Origin of the sequence: Saccharibacillus sp. O23, assembly GCF_002205895.1 — a bacterium.
Classification (GTDB): domain Bacteria; phylum Bacillota; class Bacilli; order Paenibacillales; family Paenibacillaceae; genus Saccharibacillus.
This window is the reverse complement of sequence record NZ_NJDE01000026.1, coordinates 1-19472: the sequence shown is the minus strand read 5'-3', so window position 1 is coordinate 19472 and position 19472 is coordinate 1. Positions and strand designations below refer to the sequence as shown.

At 54.3% G+C, this 19472-nt stretch carries 15 protein-coding genes; 10 read left to right on the top strand and 5 right to left on the bottom strand.

The window, feature by feature from the left end; all coding sequences use genetic code 11:
* Window positions 1-283 precede the first annotated feature (283 nt).
* The gene (locus tag CDO73_RS24025) at window positions 284-1150 is read right to left on the bottom strand and encodes a manganese catalase (protein ID WP_088491062.1); all 867 of its coding nucleotides are present in this window, start codon (window positions 1148-1150) and stop codon (window positions 284-286) included.
* 241 nt (window positions 1151-1391) lie between these two features.
* Here CDO73_RS24025 and CDO73_RS24020 point away from each other — a divergent pair, with 241 nt between their 5' ends.
* The 4 genes from CDO73_RS24020 (at window position 1392) to CDO73_RS24005 (ending at window position 6573) form a co-directional block, all read left to right on the top strand.
* Window positions 1392-2408 carry a phosphotransferase family protein gene (locus CDO73_RS24020; protein ID WP_179218826.1) on the top strand — a complete coding sequence of 339 codons (1017 nt, stop codon included), beginning with the start codon at window positions 1392-1394 and terminating at the stop codon, window positions 2406-2408.
* Window positions 2409-2450: 42 nt separating this feature from the next.
* A complete protein-coding gene (locus CDO73_RS24015; RefSeq protein ID WP_088491060.1) occupies window positions 2451-3389 on the top strand; it encodes an aldo/keto reductase family protein in 939 nt (312 codons plus the stop codon).
* A gap of 314 nt (window positions 3390-3703) precedes the next feature.
* Window positions 3704-5098: an MBOAT family O-acyltransferase gene (locus tag CDO73_RS24010; protein ID WP_088491059.1), complete on the top strand. Its 1395-nt coding sequence runs from the start codon at window positions 3704-3706 to the stop codon at window positions 5096-5098.
* Window positions 5099-5130: 32 nt separating this feature from the next.
* Window positions 5131-6573, top strand: a complete 1443-nt coding sequence (locus CDO73_RS24005; RefSeq protein ID WP_088491058.1) for a stalk domain-containing protein — start codon at window positions 5131-5133, stop codon at window positions 6571-6573.
* 135 nt (window positions 6574-6708) lie between these two features.
* On the opposite strand, the gene CDO73_RS24000 is transcribed toward CDO73_RS24005, so the two are convergent.
* The 4 genes from CDO73_RS24000 to CDO73_RS23985 all read right to left on the bottom strand — a co-directional run bounded on the left by CDO73_RS24000 (window position 6709) and on the right by CDO73_RS23985 (window position 12962).
* The gene (locus tag CDO73_RS24000; RefSeq protein WP_088491057.1) at window positions 6709-8058 is read right to left on the bottom strand and encodes a helix-turn-helix transcriptional regulator; all 1350 of its coding nucleotides are present in this window, start codon (window positions 8056-8058) and stop codon (window positions 6709-6711) included.
* A gap of 10 nt (window positions 8059-8068) precedes the next feature.
* On the bottom strand, window positions 8069-9400 hold the full coding sequence (locus CDO73_RS23995) for a helix-turn-helix domain-containing protein (protein WP_088491056.1): 1332 nt from the start codon (window positions 9398-9400) through the stop codon (window positions 8069-8071).
* A 585-nt stretch (window positions 9401-9985) separates the two neighbouring features.
* Window positions 9986-11302, bottom strand: a complete 1317-nt coding sequence (locus CDO73_RS23990; RefSeq protein WP_088491055.1) for a hypothetical protein — start codon at window positions 11300-11302, stop codon at window positions 9986-9988.
* A gap of 292 nt (window positions 11303-11594) precedes the next feature.
* Entirely contained in the window at window positions 11595-12962 is a 1368-nt protein-coding gene (locus CDO73_RS23985) for a DNA-binding protein (RefSeq protein ID WP_088491054.1), read from the bottom strand.
* A 449-nt stretch (window positions 12963-13411) separates the two neighbouring features.
* On the opposite strand from CDO73_RS23985, the gene CDO73_RS23980 reads away from it, so the two are divergent.
* The 6 genes from CDO73_RS23980 to CDO73_RS27000 form a co-directional block, all read left to right on the top strand.
* On the top strand, window positions 13412-14254 hold the full coding sequence (locus CDO73_RS23980) for a uroporphyrinogen-III synthase (RefSeq protein WP_088491053.1): 843 nt from the start codon (window positions 13412-13414) through the stop codon (window positions 14252-14254).
* A 53-nt stretch (window positions 14255-14307) separates the two neighbouring features.
* Entirely contained in the window at window positions 14308-14694 is a 387-nt protein-coding gene (locus CDO73_RS23975; protein ID WP_088491052.1) for a phasin family protein, read from the top strand.
* Window position 14695: 1 nt separating this feature from the next.
* Window positions 14696-16369, top strand: a complete 1674-nt coding sequence (locus tag CDO73_RS23970) for an ABC1 kinase family protein (RefSeq protein WP_088491051.1) — start codon at window positions 14696-14698, stop codon at window positions 16367-16369.
* A gap of 242 nt (window positions 16370-16611) precedes the next feature.
* Window positions 16612-18045 (top strand): SulP family inorganic anion transporter, encoded by a 1434-nt coding sequence (locus tag CDO73_RS23965; RefSeq protein ID WP_088491050.1) that lies wholly within the window; start codon window positions 16612-16614, stop codon window positions 18043-18045.
* Between the two features lie 153 nt (window positions 18046-18198).
* A complete protein-coding gene (locus tag CDO73_RS23960; protein WP_088491049.1) occupies window positions 18199-19257 on the top strand; it encodes a DEAD/DEAH box helicase in 1059 nt (352 codons plus the stop codon).
* A partial coding sequence (locus CDO73_RS27000) for a hypothetical protein (RefSeq protein WP_218821641.1) occupies window positions 19254-19472 on the top strand: 219 nt, incomplete at its 3' end. The genes CDO73_RS23960 and CDO73_RS27000, both read left to right, overlap by 4 nt.

Genomic DNA, 19472 nt, shown 5'->3' with positions numbered 1-19472 from the left:
TAACGGATCGTGGATTCCTTAGAACCGCAAAACAACCCTTTTCGAAAACCTAACGGATCGTGGATTCCTTAGCCGTCCGATTCCGCTCTTTTTCGGCTGAAAACCGGCCTGTTTGCATTCTAAGCGTCATCTGAATCCGTTAGAATTTCAAAACCGCTGCAAATGCCCGCTAAGCGTCATCTCGATCCGTTAGCAGCCGAACGGCGAGCCGAATGACCGGAACGGCCCTACTCCTCGAACGAACCCGCTCGATGCGGCTGAAGTCACATGGACCGCCTTGCCTTTACAGCAGGCCTTTGCCCGACTTCGTGCCTTCGTTGGTCAGCTTCGGCTGCGCGCCCGGACGGGAGAACGTAAAGTCCGGAGCCGGCGTGAGCACTGGTTTCTCGCCCATCGCCTGCGGCGTCGCCACGTATTCGAATTTGCCTTGATCGTCCATCGACGGGCCTTTGGCCCAGCGGCCTTCGGCGCTTTCTTCGCCTGCGGAGAAGTTCATGTATTGGTGCGACACTTCTTGAAGCTCCAGCTCGCGAGGGAACGAAGCCGGCACGATCGTGCCTTCCATCGATTCGATCTCGGCGATCGCCGCCATCCATTGATTCTGGTGCATCGTATCGCGCGCCAGCATGAAGCCCATCATCTTGCGGATGCCCGGGTCCGTCGTCATCTCGTACAGGCGCGCCACCTGCAGGCGGCCTTGCGATTCGGCGTTCAGGTTCGCGCGGAAGTCGGCGAGCAGATTGCCGCTGGCGACGATATATCGCGAATTCCAAGGATAGCCGACGCTGTCCGTCGGCGTCGCGCCCAGACCGGATACGATCAGATGCTGCGGATTCATGCCGCCGAGCGCCGCTTCGATGATCGGGTCTTTGGCCGCCGCTTCGAGCTGATCGACCGGAGCCCCGTCCAGAAGCTGCGCGATCATGGTGCTCAGCATCTCGACGTGGCCGATCTCTTCAGTCCCGATATCGAGCAGCATGTCCCGATATTTCTGATCGGCGCGACAATTCCAACCTTGGAACAGATACTGCATCATAACCGACATTTCGCCGTATTGGCCGCCCAGCACTTCCTGAAGCTTTTTGGCGAATATCGGGTCCGGCTTCTCCGGCTTTGCATGGTACTGCAGCTCTTTCATGTGGATGAACATGGTAATTCCTCCTCTTGGTTGTGAGATGATCCTCTGGCTGATCGAGCGTCATGACAAGGCTTGCGGAAAAGAGTCTAGAAAAAAGATGCATTTCTGGAATCGGATTGTTTCTCGTTCCGCTATAGTTTTACCCTTATCGGCGGGGTCTAATCGTTTCTTTTTCGCAAAAAGAAAAAGGGACCGCGTTCTCTTCGTAGAAATAAACCTAAGAACGAGAACGAAACCGGAAAGGAATGAACGCATGGACAGTGTGACCAAAAAGCAGCTTACGGCGGAAGAAATCGAACGCATCGCGCAAACGACGTTCGGCTGCGGCTGCAAGACCTACGAGGAATTAAGCGAAGGATGGGCCAACTCGGCTTATCTGCTCGCGCTCGAAGACGGACGGGAAGCCGTATTGAAAGTGGCGGCCGATTCCGAAGAAGGCCGGATGCGCTGCGAACGCGGCTTGATGCGCACGGAGACGGAAGTCATGCGCCGAATCGAACGGTCGGGCGGCGTGCCGCTGCCTCGCATTTATGCTTATGACGACTCGAAACGAACGATCGGCAGCGAATATTTTCTGATGGAACGGGTAAAAGGAGAAACGTACGACAAAGCGCGGGGCGAACTTGCTCCGGAAATTCGGGACGCGATCGACGGGGAGCTGGGCGGATATTTCCGGCGGATTCACGAGATCGAAGGTCGGGAGTTCGGCTATTACCTGCCGAATGCCGCCAACGCGCCGCTTTGGGAAGACGCTTTCATCGCGCTGATGCGCGACGTGATGCAGGACGGCCGGGAAGCCGGGATCGAACTGCCGATGGCGTACGAAGAACTGGATGCCGAATTGGAGCGCAGACGAGAAGCGCTTCGCGAAGTACGCACGCCGCGGTTGGTGCATTGGGATTCGTGGCCGGGCAACGTATTCGTTCGGGACGGACGCGTCGAAGGCATCATCGATTTCGAGCGCGCGCTCTGGGCCGATCCGCTGATGGAACACGGCTTCGGCAAGTTCTGGGATACGGACGCGTTCGAACGCGGATACGCGGCCGAGGATGCCGCGCTGCGCAGCGCGGCGGAAACCGACGATTCCGCGCGCCTCGCGTCTCTGCCGGAAGGCTCGGAAGCTTCGCGGAAGATCCGCCGCGCGCTGTACGCGTTGTATCTCGATCTGGTCATGCGCGTCGAATGCCATTACCGGGGCTTCGGACCGGAGCATACCGAATGGGCGCGGCAGAATCTTCAGAACGGCTGGGAACGGTATTCGAACTTGTAAAAATTCGAAATTCAAGCTTAATAAACGGAGGCGAGCGAACCTATGGAATATCGGCGTTTGGGCGGAACGGGACTCAAGGTAAGCGAGATCAGCTTGGGCAGTTGGCTGACTTACGGCGGCTACGTCGAACGGGAAAACGCGGTGAATTCCATTCACGCGGCTTACGACGAAGGCATCAACTTTTTCGATACGGCCAATGTCTACGAACGCGGCGAAGCGGAGAAGGTCGTCGGCGAAGCGCTGAAGCGTTATCCGCGCGAGTCTTACGTGCTGGCGACCAAAGTCTTCGGCAAAATGGGCGACGGCCCCAACGATTCCGGCCTGTCGCGCAAGCATATCGTCGAGCAGTGCAACGCGAGCCTGTCGCGGCTCGGCCTCGATTACGTGGACGTCTACTACTGCCACCGCTACCATCCGGAGACGCCGGTACACGAGACGCTGCGCGCGCTCGACGATCTGGTGCGTCAAGGCAAGGTGCTCTACGTCGGCGTGAGCCAATGGACGGCCGCGCAGATGACCGAAGCGCTCGGCACGGCCGACCGTTACCTGCTCGACCGGATCGTCGTCAATCAGCCGGTCTACAACATGTTCGACCGTTATATCGAACCGGAGATCATTCCGCTCGGCCTGCGCGAAGGCATCGGCCAAGTGGTCTACTCTCCGCTGGCGCAAGGTCTGCTCACCGGCAAATACAAACCGGGAGCCGAAGCGCCGGCCGACAGCCGCGCCGCCAAGCTCGGTTGGAACGAAGAACGGCTCAATCAAGAACGGATCGCCAAAGTCGGCGAGTTGTCGAAGATCGCGGACGAACTGGGCATCCGGGTGAGCCAGCTCGCGATCGCTTGGATTCTGCGCCAACCGAACGTCGCCAGCGCGCTCGTCGGGGCGAGCCGACCCGAGCAGGTCCGAGAAAACGCGGCCGCTTCGGGCATCAAACTGAGCGCGGACGTGCTGGAGCGGATCGAACACATTTTGGCTTAGAGTCGGCATCGACTGCTGGACGAAAGCGCCGCATGGCGGGGGTTAACCCTGCCGTGCGGCTTTTTTTCGCGAACGTCTTGTTCGGCTCTTGCCTTCCGATGCCTTTCTCGTGATATCGGGAAAGTCTCAAGAACCTGAAGAAACCGAGAAGAAACGTTTAAAATTAGCGCAACTGCGTTGCTTCCTCCGGTGTCCAATAGGTATAATGGGCGTTGTGCCTAAACGGCGTATCTCGCCGTTCGGCTTGCTCTAGATTGCATCGCTGCGTACCCGCCTCCCGGCGGACCCGCGGGACGAAGAGAGGAAGGGAAGACGTGCTTTTCAATTCTTACGAGTTCATATTTGCTTATCTGCCGGTCGTGTTCATCGGCTATTTCCTGCTGAACCGATTCAAGCTCTACAACACGGCCAAAATCTGGATGGCGCTGGCCTCGCTGTTCTTCTATGCGTACGAAGACACCCGTTACCTGCCGCTGATTCTCGGCTCGATCGCGTTCAACTATCTGGTCGGACGCGGACTCGGACACATCAACTCCAACGGAATCAACCATAAAGGCAAATGGCTGTTGATTCTGGGGATCGTGGGCGACGTGGGGCTGCTCGGCTATTACAAATACGCCGACTTTTTCATCGAAAACTATAACGGCCTGCTCGGCCAAGACGTTTCGCTGTTACATATCGCGCTTCCGCTCGGTATCAGCTTCTTCACGTTCACTCAGTTGGCCTATTTGGTCGACGCTTACCGAGGCAACGCGCGCGAATACAACGTCGCCAACTACGTGCTGTTCGTGACGTTCTTCCCGCATTTGATCGCCGGACCGATTCTCCACCACAAAGAGATGATGCCGCAGTTCGACGATCCCGACAGCAAACGGATTCGCGCCGATAACATCTCGCGCGGCATTTTCATTTTCTGTATCGGGTTGTTCAAAAAAGTCGTGATCGCGGACCTGCTGGCGCCGATCGCCACGGCCGGATTCGACGGCGGACATTCGCTTCACTTCGTGGAAGCGTGGACGACGTCGCTTGCTTACACCGGCCAGCTCTACTTCGACTTCAGCGCTTATTCGGATATGGCGATCGGCCTCGGCCTGATCTTCAACATCAAGCTGCCGATCAACTTCAACTCGCCTTACAAAGGCGTGAACATCAAAGACTTCTGGGCAAGATGGCATATGACGCTCAGCCGCTTCCTGCGGGACTACATCTACATCCCGCTGGGCGGCAACCGCAAAGGCACGACGAGGACGTATATCAACTTGTTCCTGACTTTCCTGATCGGGGGCTTCTGGCACGGAGCGGGCTGGACGTTCATCATCTGGGGCGCGATGCACGGCGCCGCGCAGGTCGTGCAGCGTCTATGGCAGCTTACCGGCATCAAGATGAACAAATACGTCGGTTGGTTTATCACGTTCAACTTCGTCAATATCGCTTGGGTCTTTTTCCGCGCCCAGCATTGGTCGGACGGCGTCCGGATTCTGAAAGGCATGTTCGGCATGAGCGGCATTATCCTGCCTCCGGACATCCTGACGGCAGGCCTGCCGATCGTGGTCGTTTCGCTGCTGATCGCTTTGTTCGCGCGCAACTCGATCCAATTGACGGAGAGCTTCAAGCCGACGCTCGGACGTGCCGCGTTCGCCGCCGCCATCTTCGTCGTCTCGCTTCTGTATTTCAACCAAATCAGCGAATTCCTCTACTTCAATTTCTGAATTAAGGGTTCGGTTCGTCATGGGGGAAGGTTATGGATAACAAGGATTACCGCAAATTCCTGGTCAAGTTCACCGCCAGCGGCCTCGTGTTCGCGCTGCTGGTCGGCCTGTTCATGTATATCGTCGATCCGCTGCAAATGTACCGCAAATCGACGCTCTACACGCCGCTGTATTCGTCGCAGGAACGTTACCAGAACGCGGGTCTGGCCCGCAGTTACGATTACGACACCATCATTCTCGGCAGTTCGATGACGCAGAACTTCGTGCCTTCGTACGTGGAGAGCCTTATGGGCGGCAAAGTGATGAAGCTGTCGATCGAAGGTTCGACCGCGCTGGAACAGCATGCCGTCGGCAAAGTCGCGCTGGATACCGGACAAGTCAAGAAAGTGCTCTGGGGCCTCGACTATTTCGCGATGCGTCAAGACGTCGACGCGAAATCCGAGAATATGCCGATGTACATGTACGACAACAATCCGTTCAACGATTACGAGTATCTGTTCAATATCTCGAACATCAAGCACGCTTGGAGAGCGTTGACTTCGTCTCCCGACGAGTACAAAGCCGTTCGCGATCTCGATCTGCTGCGCAACTGGGATAAAGCGGCCGGTTACAGCCAAGACAAGGTATTGAGAACGTGGGAGATCGACCGTACTAAAGAAATCGGCTACGGCAAAAACGAATTCTCGCTCGACAACGTCAAAGCCGTTTTCCAAAAATACGTGCTGAGTCTGGTCAAAGAACATCCGGAAACGCAGTTCACGTTCTACTATCCGCCGTACACCATCTTGCGTCAGCAGGTATGGGCGGAAACGAATCCGGTTCGCGCCGAAAATCAATACGCGATGAAGAAGTATATGTTCGAACAGTTCAGCCAATATCCGAACGTCAAAGTCTACGACTTCCAAGAAGATACGTCGATCACGTATAACTTGAGCCAATACAAAGACCTGTCGCACCACAGCCAAGCGATCAACGAGCAGATTCTGCGCGATATCGTGGCGGACAAGCACCGGGTCACCGCGGAGAACGTGGACCAGTTCAACGAGGAACTGAAAAATCAATTGTCGCATTTGGCCGTGGATATGCAGAGCGGAGTGTTCAGCCTGTTCGTCTACGTCGACGACAAAGAAGTGCAGTTCAACGTTCCGGCGCAGATCCGCGAAGGCAAGATCCTCGTCCCGGTCAAAGAGTTGGCCGCCGCGTTGGGCGCGGATTTCGGATTCGACGGTACCAGCGTCGTGAAGCTGCGCAAAGGAGACAAAACCGTCACGCTGAATAAAGGCAGCGCGCAGATGACCGTGCAGACGGGAGACGACGAGGCGAATGCCGAGACCGTCGATCTGGGCTATAAGATGCAGAACCTCAGCGGCAGCATGATGGTCGCGATCGAGCCGGTAGCGGACGCGTTCGCCGAATCGCTCGAAGTGAAGCAGCCTCAGGAGTACATCAAAGAAATCCGTATCCGAACGGAGTAAGCCCGATCGGTTCGAACGCGAGCCGTTCTGGCGATTCCGATCGCAGGATCAAGATCGTAGAAATCGCGTCCGATCATTCGAAAAGCGCCGAGAAACGGGAATCCCCGTCTCTCGGCGCTTTCGATTTTCGTTCGTTTATTCGTTTTCTCGGTTCGGGTCCGCGGCGTTGACGAACGCCGAAGGCAGCGACAACAAGGAAGCCAACTGCCGAAAATGCTGCTGGTTGTTCAGGTCCTGCGACAGCTTCCAGCATTCCCCGACATGCATGGCCGAATCGGCCATTCGATGACGCTGGTGATAGTACACGGCGAGATGATAATGCAAGCTGGCGAAGGTGCTGCGAACGACCGATTCCGGATAATAATTGTCCGGCCGTTTCGCCAGATACTCGTCAAGCGGCCGGTATCGCTTCGCGATCAGGTCGTCGATCTCGATTCCGTGCAGATTCGCGGCTTCGACCACGTTGTTCAGGCAGGGCAGCACTTCGTTGGGATAACGGTCCATATACGCTTCGTACCGGGGGAGAACGGAGAAATTGCCGAGCATCAATTCGATATCGAGGCTGTTGCCCAACGCGAAAATCTTCAAGTTCTCCACTTCTGCGCGCCCTTCGTCGTCCATGATCTCGAACTGGTCGAGATTGCCGTAGATTTCGCTGTAAGGACGAGCTTCTTCGTAACGTTTCTGCTCGATCAGCGCAAGCTGTTTATGGAGCAGGGCATTGCCGTAATAGTACACCAGCGGCTGCTCCGGCAGCGGCTTCGGCCGATCGTCGGGCAGCGTTTCTCCGCGTCGAAGCCGTTCGTACAGCTCCGACGCGCAGTCGTACAATTCGTCGGCCGTGGCTTCCATTTCCGTATATTTGCCCAGTTCGTAATACAGGTTGCCGATCCGTACCAGAGCGTCGAGTCTCAACTCGTCCGGCAGCAGGAAGCGGAAAGGCTCGAACTGCACGGCCGCTTTGAGATTTTCTTCGCCGTCTTCGCCGAGCCGCGTCCGGAACAGCCGATATTGGCAAATGGACAAGCGAAGCGAGTGCTGATGCTTTTCGTGTTCGATCACGTTCTCGTAGAAGGGAGCGGACTGCGCGAATTTGCCGTCCATGAACAGGGCTTCGGCGGTCTCGAACACGAATCCCGCGTATTTGAGGTCTTCGAGCAGCCTTTTGAGCACCGAACGGACCAGATCGAATCTGCCTAATTCGGCACACGCCAACAGGAACGGTTCGATCCGGCGCCGGTTGGGTTTGCCGTCGTAGAAACATTCTCCGACGTATTCGTCGAACAGCCAGCCTCGAGGCATATCGAGCGCTTCGGCAATCGTCGTCAATTGATGGAAAGAGACCGGTTTCGGCGGCGTGCTGTTCAGGATCGCGCTGAATACGCCGCGGTTGATGCCGGATTTTTCGCTTAACGTCGCGAAGTTATGTCCTTGCTTCGTCATTTCGCGTTCGATGGCGGAGCGCAGTTCAAAGGATTTTTCCATGCTGCACCTCTCAGAGCTCCGTCGGTTCGCACTGCCCGCTGTACATTAACGTTAACGAAGCGAGCAGGCGAAACATCCGGTGATTGTTCAATCGGCGGGACAACTCCCAACTTTGCAAAGCCGTTTGCAGCGATTCTTCGATCCGGCCGCGGCTGTAATGATAGATCGACAGCTGATACAGCAGGCGGGCGAACCGGTTGCGGCCGACTTGCTTGCGGTAAGCACTGTCCTGCATCTCCAGCGTCCGTTCCAGATCGAGCGGGAATCGCTTCAACCATTCGTCGATATCGAGCGAATACCGATTGGCCGTTCGGAGCATCACGATCAGTCCGGATGTCGTCTCCGTCGGATGCCGTCCGAGCAGCTTCGCGTACTCGTCCAATCCTTCGACCCGACCGTCCAACAACCCGCACCCCAAAGAGGTCGTATGGGCCACCTCTCGGAGCACGGACACGCTTCGTTCGTCTTCCGGATCGGAAACCAGCCAACTCAGATCACGGTACCGCTCGGAATAACGCTCGGCCTGCCGGAAATCGCCCCGTTCGCACAGCGCGATCTGCTTCATGATGTAGCCCTGACTGTAGTAAAAAAGAATGGGGCGTTCGAGCGGATATTCCGGGACGAACGGCTTAACCGGCGGGCAATCTCTCGTTCCGAACAAACGGATGCACAAAGCGATCAGCTCGTCCGCCGCTTTCTCCAATTCGTCGGCATTCATGCGGTTCAGGCTCAAATTGCACATGACGAGCAGAGCTTCCAATTTGAATTCGTCGGGCAGATTATCGCGGTAAGGCGAGAAAGCGTTAAGGGCCATCGAATTTATCTCTTCGTCTTCGCCGATCTTTTGCAGGAATAATCGGTAATGACAGACGGCGACTTCGATCGAGTGACGATTCCCGTTATGAAGCAGCAGGTACTGATAGATACGTTCGATCGGCGAATTCGTTACGTTTCCGTTCAGGCTCTCCGCGATCCGGAACAGCAGAGGCAGGTAACGCGGTTCGCCGTTCAAGCGTTCGAGCACCCGATCGATGCAGCCGGGATGCCCGAGTTCGATGCAGCGTTCGAGAAACGGCTCGATCCGGCTGCGATTGGGACGGCCCCCGATAAAACATTCGTCGACGTAAAGATCAAAAAAGGCGTCCTCCGGCAAACCGAGCGCCTCGCTGATTCGGATCAGGTGTTGGAAAGACATCGGGCTTCGCCGCGAAGGTCCGCCTACGAAGATCAAGCTGAGCGATCCGCGCGGAATCCCCGATTTTTCCGATAAAACGGAGAAATTGTATCCCTTCTTCCGCATATTCTGTTTGATGGCCGTTCTTAGTGGATTGGAAGTCTGCATGCTGGCACCTCGGTCAGAAATATAAAAAAAGCCGACACGGCGGAAGGCGGGCGAATAGGAAGTGCTAGTAAAAAAACAGAATATGCAAAAATGCTAATTGAGTCATTATAATCCTCGATAGCGAAACGTTTGTCACATATCTTTAATATCTGGCAGCCGAGCCGCAGAAACCGAAAAAGTTTGTCGAATCGATTAACTAAATGACAAAAAGAAGGTAGTATGTACGTTTCATCTACAAGCCATGTTTCTTTTCGGGATTAATTATAACACTTCGCGGGGCAAGAAGGGAGAGATGGAAGATAGAGGTGGGTTAGTGAATAACGGAACAAAGCGAGCGACGATCTATGGGAAGGCAAAAAGCCCGGAACCGACCTCGACGGGATCTCGTCGACGGGGCGTTTTCCGAGCTATTCGGCAGTTTGCGAAGCTTCTCGAAACTAATGAAACAAACGATGTATTTTATCGAACAGCTTTTCATAAAAGTGATCTAAGTAGGTTTTTACAAAAAGTCTGACCAGATTAAAAAATATCGCGGAAAGGGCTATAAAAAATAATAACTTCAAGCCAAGTTCCATATCGAGTAAGTCACTCTCTTTCTGCATGAGTGTTTTCTAAAGAACAAGTGTTGTAAAGAAGCGTAAGAGAAGCGAGAAGTTTAACGTGCTGTTCGTTATTCACAACGGAAGACATTCGCCAACATTCTATCGCTGCACTTAGAGACTTTTCAACTTGACCGATATTGAAGTAATAAATAGCTAAGTGATAGAGCGCGTAAGAGTGATTATTGCGCTTTGTACTTTCGGAATAATAATTGTGCGGATCTGCTAAGCCTTCCGTTAGCCTTGTCTCGAATTTATCCAAAAACTCATCGATTAAAAATCCCAAATCGTTGGCCGCAGTCAAAACGCTGATAAAACTAGGTAAAATCTCAAGCGGATGATCATCTAGAAAAGCAGAATATTCGGGAAGAACTGATGTATTTCCTTGTAATAATTCAAGATTCCAGACATTTGCCTTCGCAAAAATAGCGAACTTTTCTATTTCTGCTTTGGCGATTTCAGTATCGTCGTCAAACCAATATAGAGACCCGTATGCTTTTACATATTCTTGAGCTTTTTCATATTGTTGCGTACTTTCTAAGTAAGCATATTTTAATAGATAGCCTCTTCCGTAATATACAACGGGATGCCGCTCCAAAATGTCTTTGTAAAGTGCAATGCTCTTATGATTGGCGTTTTGTTCTGTTCCGAATAGCTCAACACATAAGGAAATTAATTCCTCAGCTAAAATATCTTGATCTTCATAGCGCTGTTGATGATGTAAGATGTCTGTTGCGTTAAGCAGGGTCTCCAACTTCAAATGTGGAGGAAGATTTAGTTTAAAGGGCAGAAGGCGATACAAAAGTTGAAGATTGTTATCGCTATCGAGTAAGAGTCCGCAGCGGAATATTCGATAGTGACAAATAGAAAGCATTTCCTGTGAAATTTCGCTAGTGTGAGCAGTTATCCAATTATATATAAACAATGCAGCGTTTTTCTTGTTGGTCTCATGAAGACGTTCGGCAACCTCAAATATGATCGGTATATAATAGGGCGTACTCTCAAGCAGGCGTAGCGCTTTCTCCAAATGCTGCATCAATTCAAGTTCGCCGCAACGATCTAGCAGACTTTCGATTCGACTCCGATTGAAACTCCCTTCAACGAAATAGGTTTCTATGTAGAGGTTGAAAAAATGTTCTTCCGGATATCCGAGCGTGGTAGTGATTTTAACCAGTTGATCAAAAGAAATAGGCTTGGGTTTAGGCTTTTTGAAAATTAGACTGAGAGCACCTCTAGATATACCTGACTTTTTAGAAAAGTTCGAAAAAGAGTTATAAGAATCTAAAATATTTTCCGCTATCAAAGAATGGAGTTCGACATTATTCAGGTATACAACCTCCTTTCAATAAAACAGCTGTTTATAAAGAAAAAAAGCACCATACAGTTATTTTCATAGCTGTAAGACGCTTTTTAAGTCATTTAAGCAAGCCATTTGCAGTCAGCCGCCTGAACCATTAGAGAAAAATTGAACTGAAGGAGCTCCGCCGGAACCGTTTGAAGTTACTTGAATGACAGAAGAACCGCCAGATACTGCGGAAGGTATAATACTAATCAAACCCGCCGTTAACACTACGGAAAGTGCGAGAGCTTTTAGTTTATGCATTCAGATACACCGTCCTGATTAGATTTTCATATTCCTTAATCTGTTCTTGAAGTGCTCTGCTTCGCAACTCTTCAAATAAAGCAACAGATTGAATGGATACGAATCTATTATTTATTCTAATGGACAGTTCAAGAGCCTGTAAAGTGAAGTTAATAGCGAAGTTGTAATTTTTGTTTTTTGTTTGATAAAGAGCTAATTGATAGTAAAAATTAGACTGTCTGTTGAGACTGAACGAAGTATTGTAGTAGTTGTTTTTGTTTTCTTCAATCATTTCGGGAAGAAATTTTTCTAAGATTTCTTCGATATTGAATCCATGCTTATTTGCCGATTCCAAAATCGTTAATACACTTGGGAGCACTTCATGAGGATGTTCTTCAAGGAATCGAGAATAATCGCCTAGAACAGAAGGATCTCCTTTTAAAATTGTTAAGTTAAATCGGTTGGCTATTGCCCAATAGTGGAACTTTTTTACTTCGATGATCCCTATCTCGTCCAGATCTTCAAACCAACTTAAATCGGAATAACCCTCAATATATTTCATTGCTTCGTCATATTTCCCTTGATGTTCTAATGCATTTCCTTTTTGCAAGTAACCTTGACCGTAATATACAACCAAATGACGCTCAGTGTTTAACTGCTCTTTTTTATCTTTCATCTTTTTTTTATGAGTAATGTTTTGATAAACGTTTTTTGAAAAAGATCTTAATTCATCTGCATGAAACTCTACATCTCCCCATCTGCCAAGATTGAAATAAACATTCGTCAATTGCAGCAATCCGTCTAATCTATGATGGTCGGGAAGCTTGCCGCAGAAAGGTTCAAATCTAAGTGCGGATCGAAGGTTTTTTTCGTTGTCCTCACCGATCGCCGCCCGGAAAAGTCTGTAATGGCTGATCGCGAGCCGCTCGGAATGATGGTACTTCTCGTTCTCCACCACGCACTCGTAAAACACAAGAGATTCTTGGACTTGGCCGGACGTGAAAAGCGTTTCGGCGATTTCGAAGATCATGGAGACGTGCTTGAGGTCTTCGAGCAGGCGGGAGAGAACTTCGCGGATGCAGTCCGTTCGGCCGAGTTCGGCGCAGCGGATGAGGAACGGTTCGACGCGGCGGCGGTTGGGCTTGCCGTCGTAGAAACATTCTTCGATATATAAGTCGAACATCCACCCCGGTTCTTTGCCGAAAGCCCGCGTGATCGATTCCATCTGGTTCAGAGAGATCGGCTTCGGCGGGCTGCCGTTGAGGATCGCGCTGAAAATGCCTCGGTTAATGCCGGACAACTCGCCGAAACTGGAGAAATTCATGCCGAGTTCCGCGATGCCCTTTTCAATCTCCGAACGGAGAGTCAATGTTGTTTGCATGTCTGCACCTCGCTCGCGTTGCTAAGATCCGTTCCCGTTTATAGCTTATCATATAATTCTTTTAATACTAGTAATTTACAATATACAGGATAGGCCGAATGACGGTCAATCCGCTTTTGCCGACGAAAAACCCGACAGGTCTATGATCGTAAAAAAACCTTGTCGTATCAACGATTCAGAAGGTTTTTTCGACTTGGCTTCGCGCCTTTGCGTTGTGCGTTAAATTATATATCGGACGGCGGCGTGAGGATATGATAGTAATTTTGGGACATATCGAATATAAGTATTTATCGAGTCAAAAAATAACGATAGGCGGGCGTTTGCGGAGCGGGGGGCGTTTTATCGCGCGCGCGGTTGCAATTTTGCCCCGGGGAAGCGAAAATAAGTGAAAAGCGGCACGGCCGCGCAGAGGGAATCCTTCTATATCGGATGGGGAAGGGGCAGATCGCTTGGCAAAAAGATTGGAAGGCAAACGTATCGCGATTACCGGACCGCGCAAAGCGGAAGAATTGAGCAAGCTGGTACAGAACATGGGAGGCACGGCATTGATTCGGCCCGCTCAGGGAACGGTATTTCTGGACGAGCCGGAGCTTGGCGGAGGCATCTCCGAATGGATTCGGTTGAAGCCGGAATGGTCCGTGTTGACGACGGGCATGGGGCTCGAAGCGCTGATCAATACGGCGCAGGAGATGGAAGTCGGCGAGTTGTTCTTGGATACGATTGCCCGTTCGAAGATCGCGGCCCGCGGGTATAAGACGGTAAACGCGCTGAAGAAGCGCGAGCTCGCTCCGGTCGTCCGCGACGATGACGGCAGCACCGAAGGATTGATCCGCCAGCTCGAAGCACACGATCTGTCCGGAACGACCGTGGTCGTTCAGCTTCACGGCGATCCCGCGCCTCGTCTGGTCGCATGGTTGGAGAGCCGCGGAGCGACGGTGCGCACGGTGCTGCCTTATCGGCATATCGCTCCTCCGGAAGAGCAACTGCGGCAGTTGTTGGACGACATTCTGGAACATCGGGTAGATGCGGTGACGTTCACGAGCGGTCCGCAGGTGCGTTTCTTGATTCAGCACGCCGCCGATCGCGGCCAAGAAGCGGCGCTGCAAGCGGCGTTCGAGAACGAAGTGGTCGCCGTGGCCGTCGGCAAAGTAACGGCTCAAGCGATTCGCGAAGAAGGCATTGCCCGCGTCGTCGCTCCGCCCGAAGAGCGTATGGGCAGCATGATGGTCGAGCTGGCGAAATATTATGCCGGTTCGGCGGCCGAAGCGGCGCAGAGCGACGCGCAAGCGTAAGCAAGAAGTAAGGCAAGCGCACGTATCCCATTTGAAAACGGAGGAATCAGAAGATGAGCGATCTGTTGAAGAAGGCGTTGTCGTTGGGAATCGGCTTGACCGTGGCAAGCAAAGAGAAAGTCGAGAAGGTCGTCGACGATCTGGTCAAAAAAGGCGAAATCGCCCCGTCCGAGTCGAAAGCGATGGTCAATAAGTTGATCGAACGCGGCGAGGAAGAACGGAATTCGATCAAAAGCATGGTACAGGAACAAGTGAAGCGCGTGCTTCAGGATCTCGACGTGCCGGCCGGCAGCGACGTCGCCAGCTTGGAACAGCGCATTGCCGTATTGGAGAAGCGCGTAGCCGAGCTGGAAGGCTCCAAACCGGCGATTGCGGCGGACCCGGCCGCGGAAACGAACAACTACCGTCCGGACCCGGCCGGCGGACCGACGGCCGAATAAAATGGCGGTTCATATCCGCCATGCCGGCCGCTACCGGGAGATCGCGGTCGCTCTGATCCGGCACGGCTTCGGTTATATGGTCGAAGAGATGGGGCTGACGCGCGTGCTGCGTCTGCCGATCCGCTGGATTCGGCGCGAAGCGCCGGAAACCAAAACGCTCGGCGAACGCATCCGGCTGGTGATGGAAGCGCTGGGCCCGACCTTTATCAAACTGGGGCAGCTCGCCAGCACCCGCGCGGATCTGCTGCCGCCTTCGGTTATTCAGGAGCTGGCGAAGCTGCAAGACAACGTTCCGCCGTTCGGCGCGGAAGAAGCCCGGCAGATCGTGGAATTGGAACTCGGCGGTCCGATCGAAGACGTGATGAGCGAATTCTCGGAACATCCGATCGCCGCCGCTTCGATCGGTCAGGTACATAGCGCGCGCCTCGCCGCGAGCGGCCGACGGGTCGCGATCAAAGTCCAACGTCCGGGCGTCAAACGGCAGGTGATCCGAGATTTGGAGATTCTGCACGACCTTGTGGCGCTCGGCGAGAAGCGCTGGGAATGGGTGACCCGCTACCAGATGCCGCAGCTCGTCGAAGAGTTCGCCCGTTCGATGGAAGCGGAACTGGACTACACGTCGGAGGCCCGCAACATGGAGCGCATCTCCGCGCAGTTTCAGCAGGACCATCATATTCACGTTCCGGAGGTCTTCTGGGACTTTACGTCCGAGCGCGTGCTGACGATGGCTTTCGTGGAAGGCATCAAGCCGACCGGACGGGAAGATCTGGAGAGCAAAGGGTACGACGTCAAGACGATCGCTTCGCGGATCGTGAACGCCGTGCTGAACCAAGTATTTATCGAAGGCTTTTTCCATGCGGACCCTCATCCGGGGAATCTGCTGATCATGAAAGACGGTTCGATCACGTTTCTGGATTTCGGCATGGTCGGGAGATTGAGTCCGGAGATGCGGGAGTATCTGTCTTCGCTCGTCATCGCGCTGATGCGCCAAGATACGCCGGCGATGGTGCGGGCGATCGAGCGTATGGGCATGGTTCCCGACGAGACCGATCTGTCGGCGTTGAAACGCGATCTGGAGAGACTGCGAGAACGGTATTACGACGTAGCGTTCTCCGAAGTGAATCTGGGTCAGGTCATCAACGATTTCTTCTCGACGGCGAGGCAGCACGGCATCGGCATTCCGCCGGACCTGCTGATGCTCGGCAAAGCGCTGGTGACGACCGAAGGCATCGTGGAGCGGCTCGATCCCACGCTGAGCATCGTCACGCTGGCCGAACCGTTCGGACGCAAGCTGGCGCGGGAGAAGTTCGGTCCCGATCGGCTGCGCAAAAAAACGGTAAGCGGAGCGCTCGGATTGGCCGATTCGCTCGCCGGACTGCCTCAGCGGCTGCGGCATCTGACGTCGTTTATCAGCGGCGGCCGGGTCAGAGTCGAAGTGGACGTTCCCGAGCTGAGGCGCGCTTCCCGGGGCGTGGATCGACTGGTCAATCGGCTGGCTTTCAGCATCGTGCTATTGGCTTTCAGCATCGTGATGGCGGGACTTGTGATCGGCGCGGCGTTGGCTCAGAAAGAGACGATGATCTGGAATTATCCGATTATCGAGATGGGACTGGTCGTGGCCGTGCTGATGGTGCTGCTGCTGCTGTTGTCGATCTTCAGGTCGGGCAGGTTCTGACGACGTTCGGAACCGAAGGCGATCGGAACACTTTTGCAAATTTTCAGAAAAAACGTAAAAAAGCGGGCCAGAAGGCGAAAAAGCGCAATAATCGCCTTCCGGGTCCGTTTTTTGGCGTTTTGCTGCTGTAGCCGCCCTTCTTCGAATTTTGTATAATGAGGGTCTTGACTACAACGGACCCGGGTTTTTCTGAAAGGGGAAAACTCCACAACATCATACTTGACGGAAGAAAGAGGATGGTTATGGAGCTTAGACAACAATGGTTCGGCAACGTGCGGGGCGACATTCTGTCCGGAATTACGGTAGCGCTCGCGCTGATTCCGGAAGCTATCGGCTTCTCGATCGTTGCGGGAGTCAATCCGATCGTCGGACTGCACGCCTCGATCGTCATCGCGATCGTGATCGCGTTCGTCGGCGGACGGGCAGGCATGATCTCGGCGGCGACGGGCGCGATGGCCGTGCTGATGGGCGGTCTCTATCGCGATCACGGGATGGAGTATCTGCTTGCCGCGGGCGTGCTTGCCGGCGTGATTCAAGTGCTGCTCGGCGTGCTGGGGATCGGCCGGTTTATCACGTTTATCCCCAAGCCGGTCATGACGGGATTCGTCAATGCTTTGGCGATTATCATCTTTACGGCGCAGCTTCCGCAGTTCGTCGGCGCGGGTCCGGCCATGTACGCGATTATCGCGGGAACGCTGGCGATCATCTATATTTTGCCGCGGTTTACCAAAGCCGTACCGGCGCCGCTGGTCGCGATCGTCGTCATGTCGCTGCTGGCGGTCTGGCTGCATCTCGACGTCAAAACGGTCGGGGAAATGGGCGAGCTGGGCAATACGCCGCCGATGTTCCATATCCCGCAGATCGATTTCACGTGGAACATGCTGCTGACGATCCTTCCGGTATCGGTCTCGCTTGCGCTCGTCGGTCTGCTGGAATCGCTGCTGACGGCCACGATCGTGGACGATATGACGGAGAGCAAGAGCAGCAAGAACGCCGAAGCGCGCGGACAAGGCATCGCCAATATCGTCAACGGCTTTTTCGGAGGCATGGCGGGCTGCGCGATGATCGGGCAGTCGGTAATCAATATCAAGTCGGGCGGGCGAGGACGGTTGTCCACGTTCACGGCGGGCGCTTTTCTGCTCGTCATCCTGCTGCTGCTCGGCGATATCGTCAGCGGAATTCCGCTGGCGGCGCTGGTCGGGGTCATGATCATGGTCTCGATCGGCACGTTCGATTGGAGTTCGCTTACCCGGATTCATAAGATTCCGCTTGCCGATACGGTCGTGATGCTTGTCGTGGTCGGGATCGTCGTGGCGACGGACAATCTGTCGATCGGCGTGGGCGTAGGCGTCGTGCTGTGCAGCTTGCATTTCGGCTGGAAGATTGCGAGACTGAAGGTAACGGCGGACACGATCGACGGAATCAAAAAGTACGAAGTGCGCGGGCAGATGTTTTTCGGAACGGCTTCGCATTTCGTGGATCATTTCTCGCCGGCGAACGATCCGGATCATGTGGTGATCGATTTCTCGCATTCGCATGTGTGGGACCACTCGGCCGCCTCGGCGGTATCGAGAGTCAAATTGGAATATTACAAGTTGGGCAAACAGGCAGAAATACGCGGCCTTAACGAAGAGAGCCGCATCGCAATCGAAAAATCGGGACTTTCCGCATCTTAGGAGTCGGCTCGCTTCGGGTTGAAGAAGCGAAACGGCGCGTAGGGCATGGAGCGGAAAAGGGGTATCCGCCAAGTCGGATGCCCCTTATTTGGGAGTTCGCGCAGGCGGGCTCCGGCATCGCGGAAGCAGTCCCCATACGGAGGAATAATAATCATGACAACATTCAAAGATTTGGGGATCGCTCCCGAGGTGCTGGAACGCCTGAAAGCGCAGGGCATCGTCACGGCGACTCCCGTTCAAGAAGCTTCGCTGCCGCTCGCGCTGCAAGGACGCGATCTGATGGTGCAGGCGCAGACCGGCACGGGCAAGACGTTGGCCTTCATCCTGCCGATCCTCGAAAAGATCGCGGCCGGACGCGAATGGCACGACGGCGGACGTTCGGAAGGTACGGGTCTGCCGCCGGCGCTCGTGGTCGCGCCGACGCGCGAACTGGCGCTGCAAATCACGGTCGAAGCGCGCAAAGTCGCGGGGCCGGAAATGCGGATTCTGTCCGTTTACGGCGGTCAGGACGTGGAAGCGCAGCTGCATAAACTCAAAAGCGGCTGCGATCTGGTCATCGGCACGCCGGGCCGTCTGCTCGACCATATCCGCCGCGAGACGCTGAAGCTGGGCCGCGTGAAAACGCTGGTGCTGGACGAAGCCGATCAAATGCTGCATATGGGCTTCTTGGCCGAAGTGCAGGCGATCATCGAAGCGACCCCGCCTTCCCGCCAGACGATGCTGTTCTCGGCGACGCTGCCGGATGCCGTACGTCATCTCGCGGGCGCTTATACCCGGGATGCGGAGCAGATCAGCATCACGCCGGCCGAGAAGATTCCGGCGCGCAATATTCGCCAGATCGCGCTCGAATGCACGGACCGCAATAAATACGACGCGCTGAAGTTCCTGATCAACCGCGACAATCCGTATTTGGCCGTCGTGTTCTGCCGCACCAAACGCCGCGCGTCCAAGCTGAACGAAGAGCTGCAATTGGAAGGCTTCAATTCGGCCGAACTGCACGGCGATCTGTCGCAGAACAAGCGCGAGCAGGTCATGCGCGCTTTCCGAGACGCGCGTCTGCAGATCCTCGTCGCGACCGACGTAGCCGCGCGCGGTCTCGACGTCGAAGGCGTCACGCACGTCTTCAACTTCGATATCCCGCAGGATACGGACAGCTATATCCACCGAATCGGCCGTACGGGCCGCGCCTCGTCTACCAGAACGGCGGCGTGATCCGCGTCGCCGACGCGACCCGCCATGCGGACGACGACCGCCGGGAACCGTCCGTCAAAGGCGGCGGCCGCCGAGGCGGAGGCCAAGGTCAAGGCCGCAGCGGACAAGAAGGCGGTCGCGGACGCCGCTCCGAAGGCGGAAACGGCCGCGAACGCATTAAAAAAAAAAAGAGCAACGAAAAGATAAATAAGATAGAAGACACGACGAAGAGTGAC

What these genes read in the sequence shown, in the direction of transcription:
- CDO73_RS24025 (WP_088491062.1), bottom strand. Translation starts at nt 1,150, where the DNA reads ATGTTCATCCACATGAAAGAGCTGCAGTACCATGCAAAGCCGGAGAAG.
- CDO73_RS24020 (WP_179218826.1), top strand. Translation starts at nt 1,392, where the DNA reads ATGGACAGTGTGACCAAAAAGCAGCTTACGGCGGAAGAAATCGAACGC.
- CDO73_RS24015 (WP_088491060.1), top strand. Translation starts at nt 2,451, where the DNA reads ATGGAATATCGGCGTTTGGGCGGAACGGGACTCAAGGTAAGCGAGATC.
- CDO73_RS24005 (WP_088491058.1), top strand. Translation starts at nt 5,131, where the DNA reads ATGGATAACAAGGATTACCGCAAATTCCTGGTCAAGTTCACCGCCAGC.
- CDO73_RS24000 (WP_088491057.1), bottom strand. Translation starts at nt 8,058, where the DNA reads ATGGAAAAATCCTTTGAACTGCGCTCCGCCATCGAACGCGAAATGACG.
- CDO73_RS23995 (WP_088491056.1), bottom strand. Translation starts at nt 9,400, where the DNA reads ATGCAGACTTCCAATCCACTAAGAACGGCCATCAAACAGAATATGCGG.
- CDO73_RS23985 (WP_088491054.1), bottom strand. Translation starts at nt 12,962, where the DNA reads ATGCAAACAACATTGACTCTCCGTTCGGAGATTGAAAAGGGCATCGCG.
- CDO73_RS23975 (WP_088491052.1), top strand. Translation starts at nt 14,308, where the DNA reads ATGAGCGATCTGTTGAAGAAGGCGTTGTCGTTGGGAATCGGCTTGACC.
- CDO73_RS23970 (WP_088491051.1), top strand. Translation starts at nt 14,696, where the DNA reads ATGGCGGTTCATATCCGCCATGCCGGCCGCTACCGGGAGATCGCGGTC.
- CDO73_RS23965 (WP_088491050.1), top strand. Translation starts at nt 16,612, where the DNA reads ATGGAGCTTAGACAACAATGGTTCGGCAACGTGCGGGGCGACATTCTG.
- CDO73_RS23960 (WP_088491049.1), top strand. Translation starts at nt 18,199, where the DNA reads ATGACAACATTCAAAGATTTGGGGATCGCTCCCGAGGTGCTGGAACGC.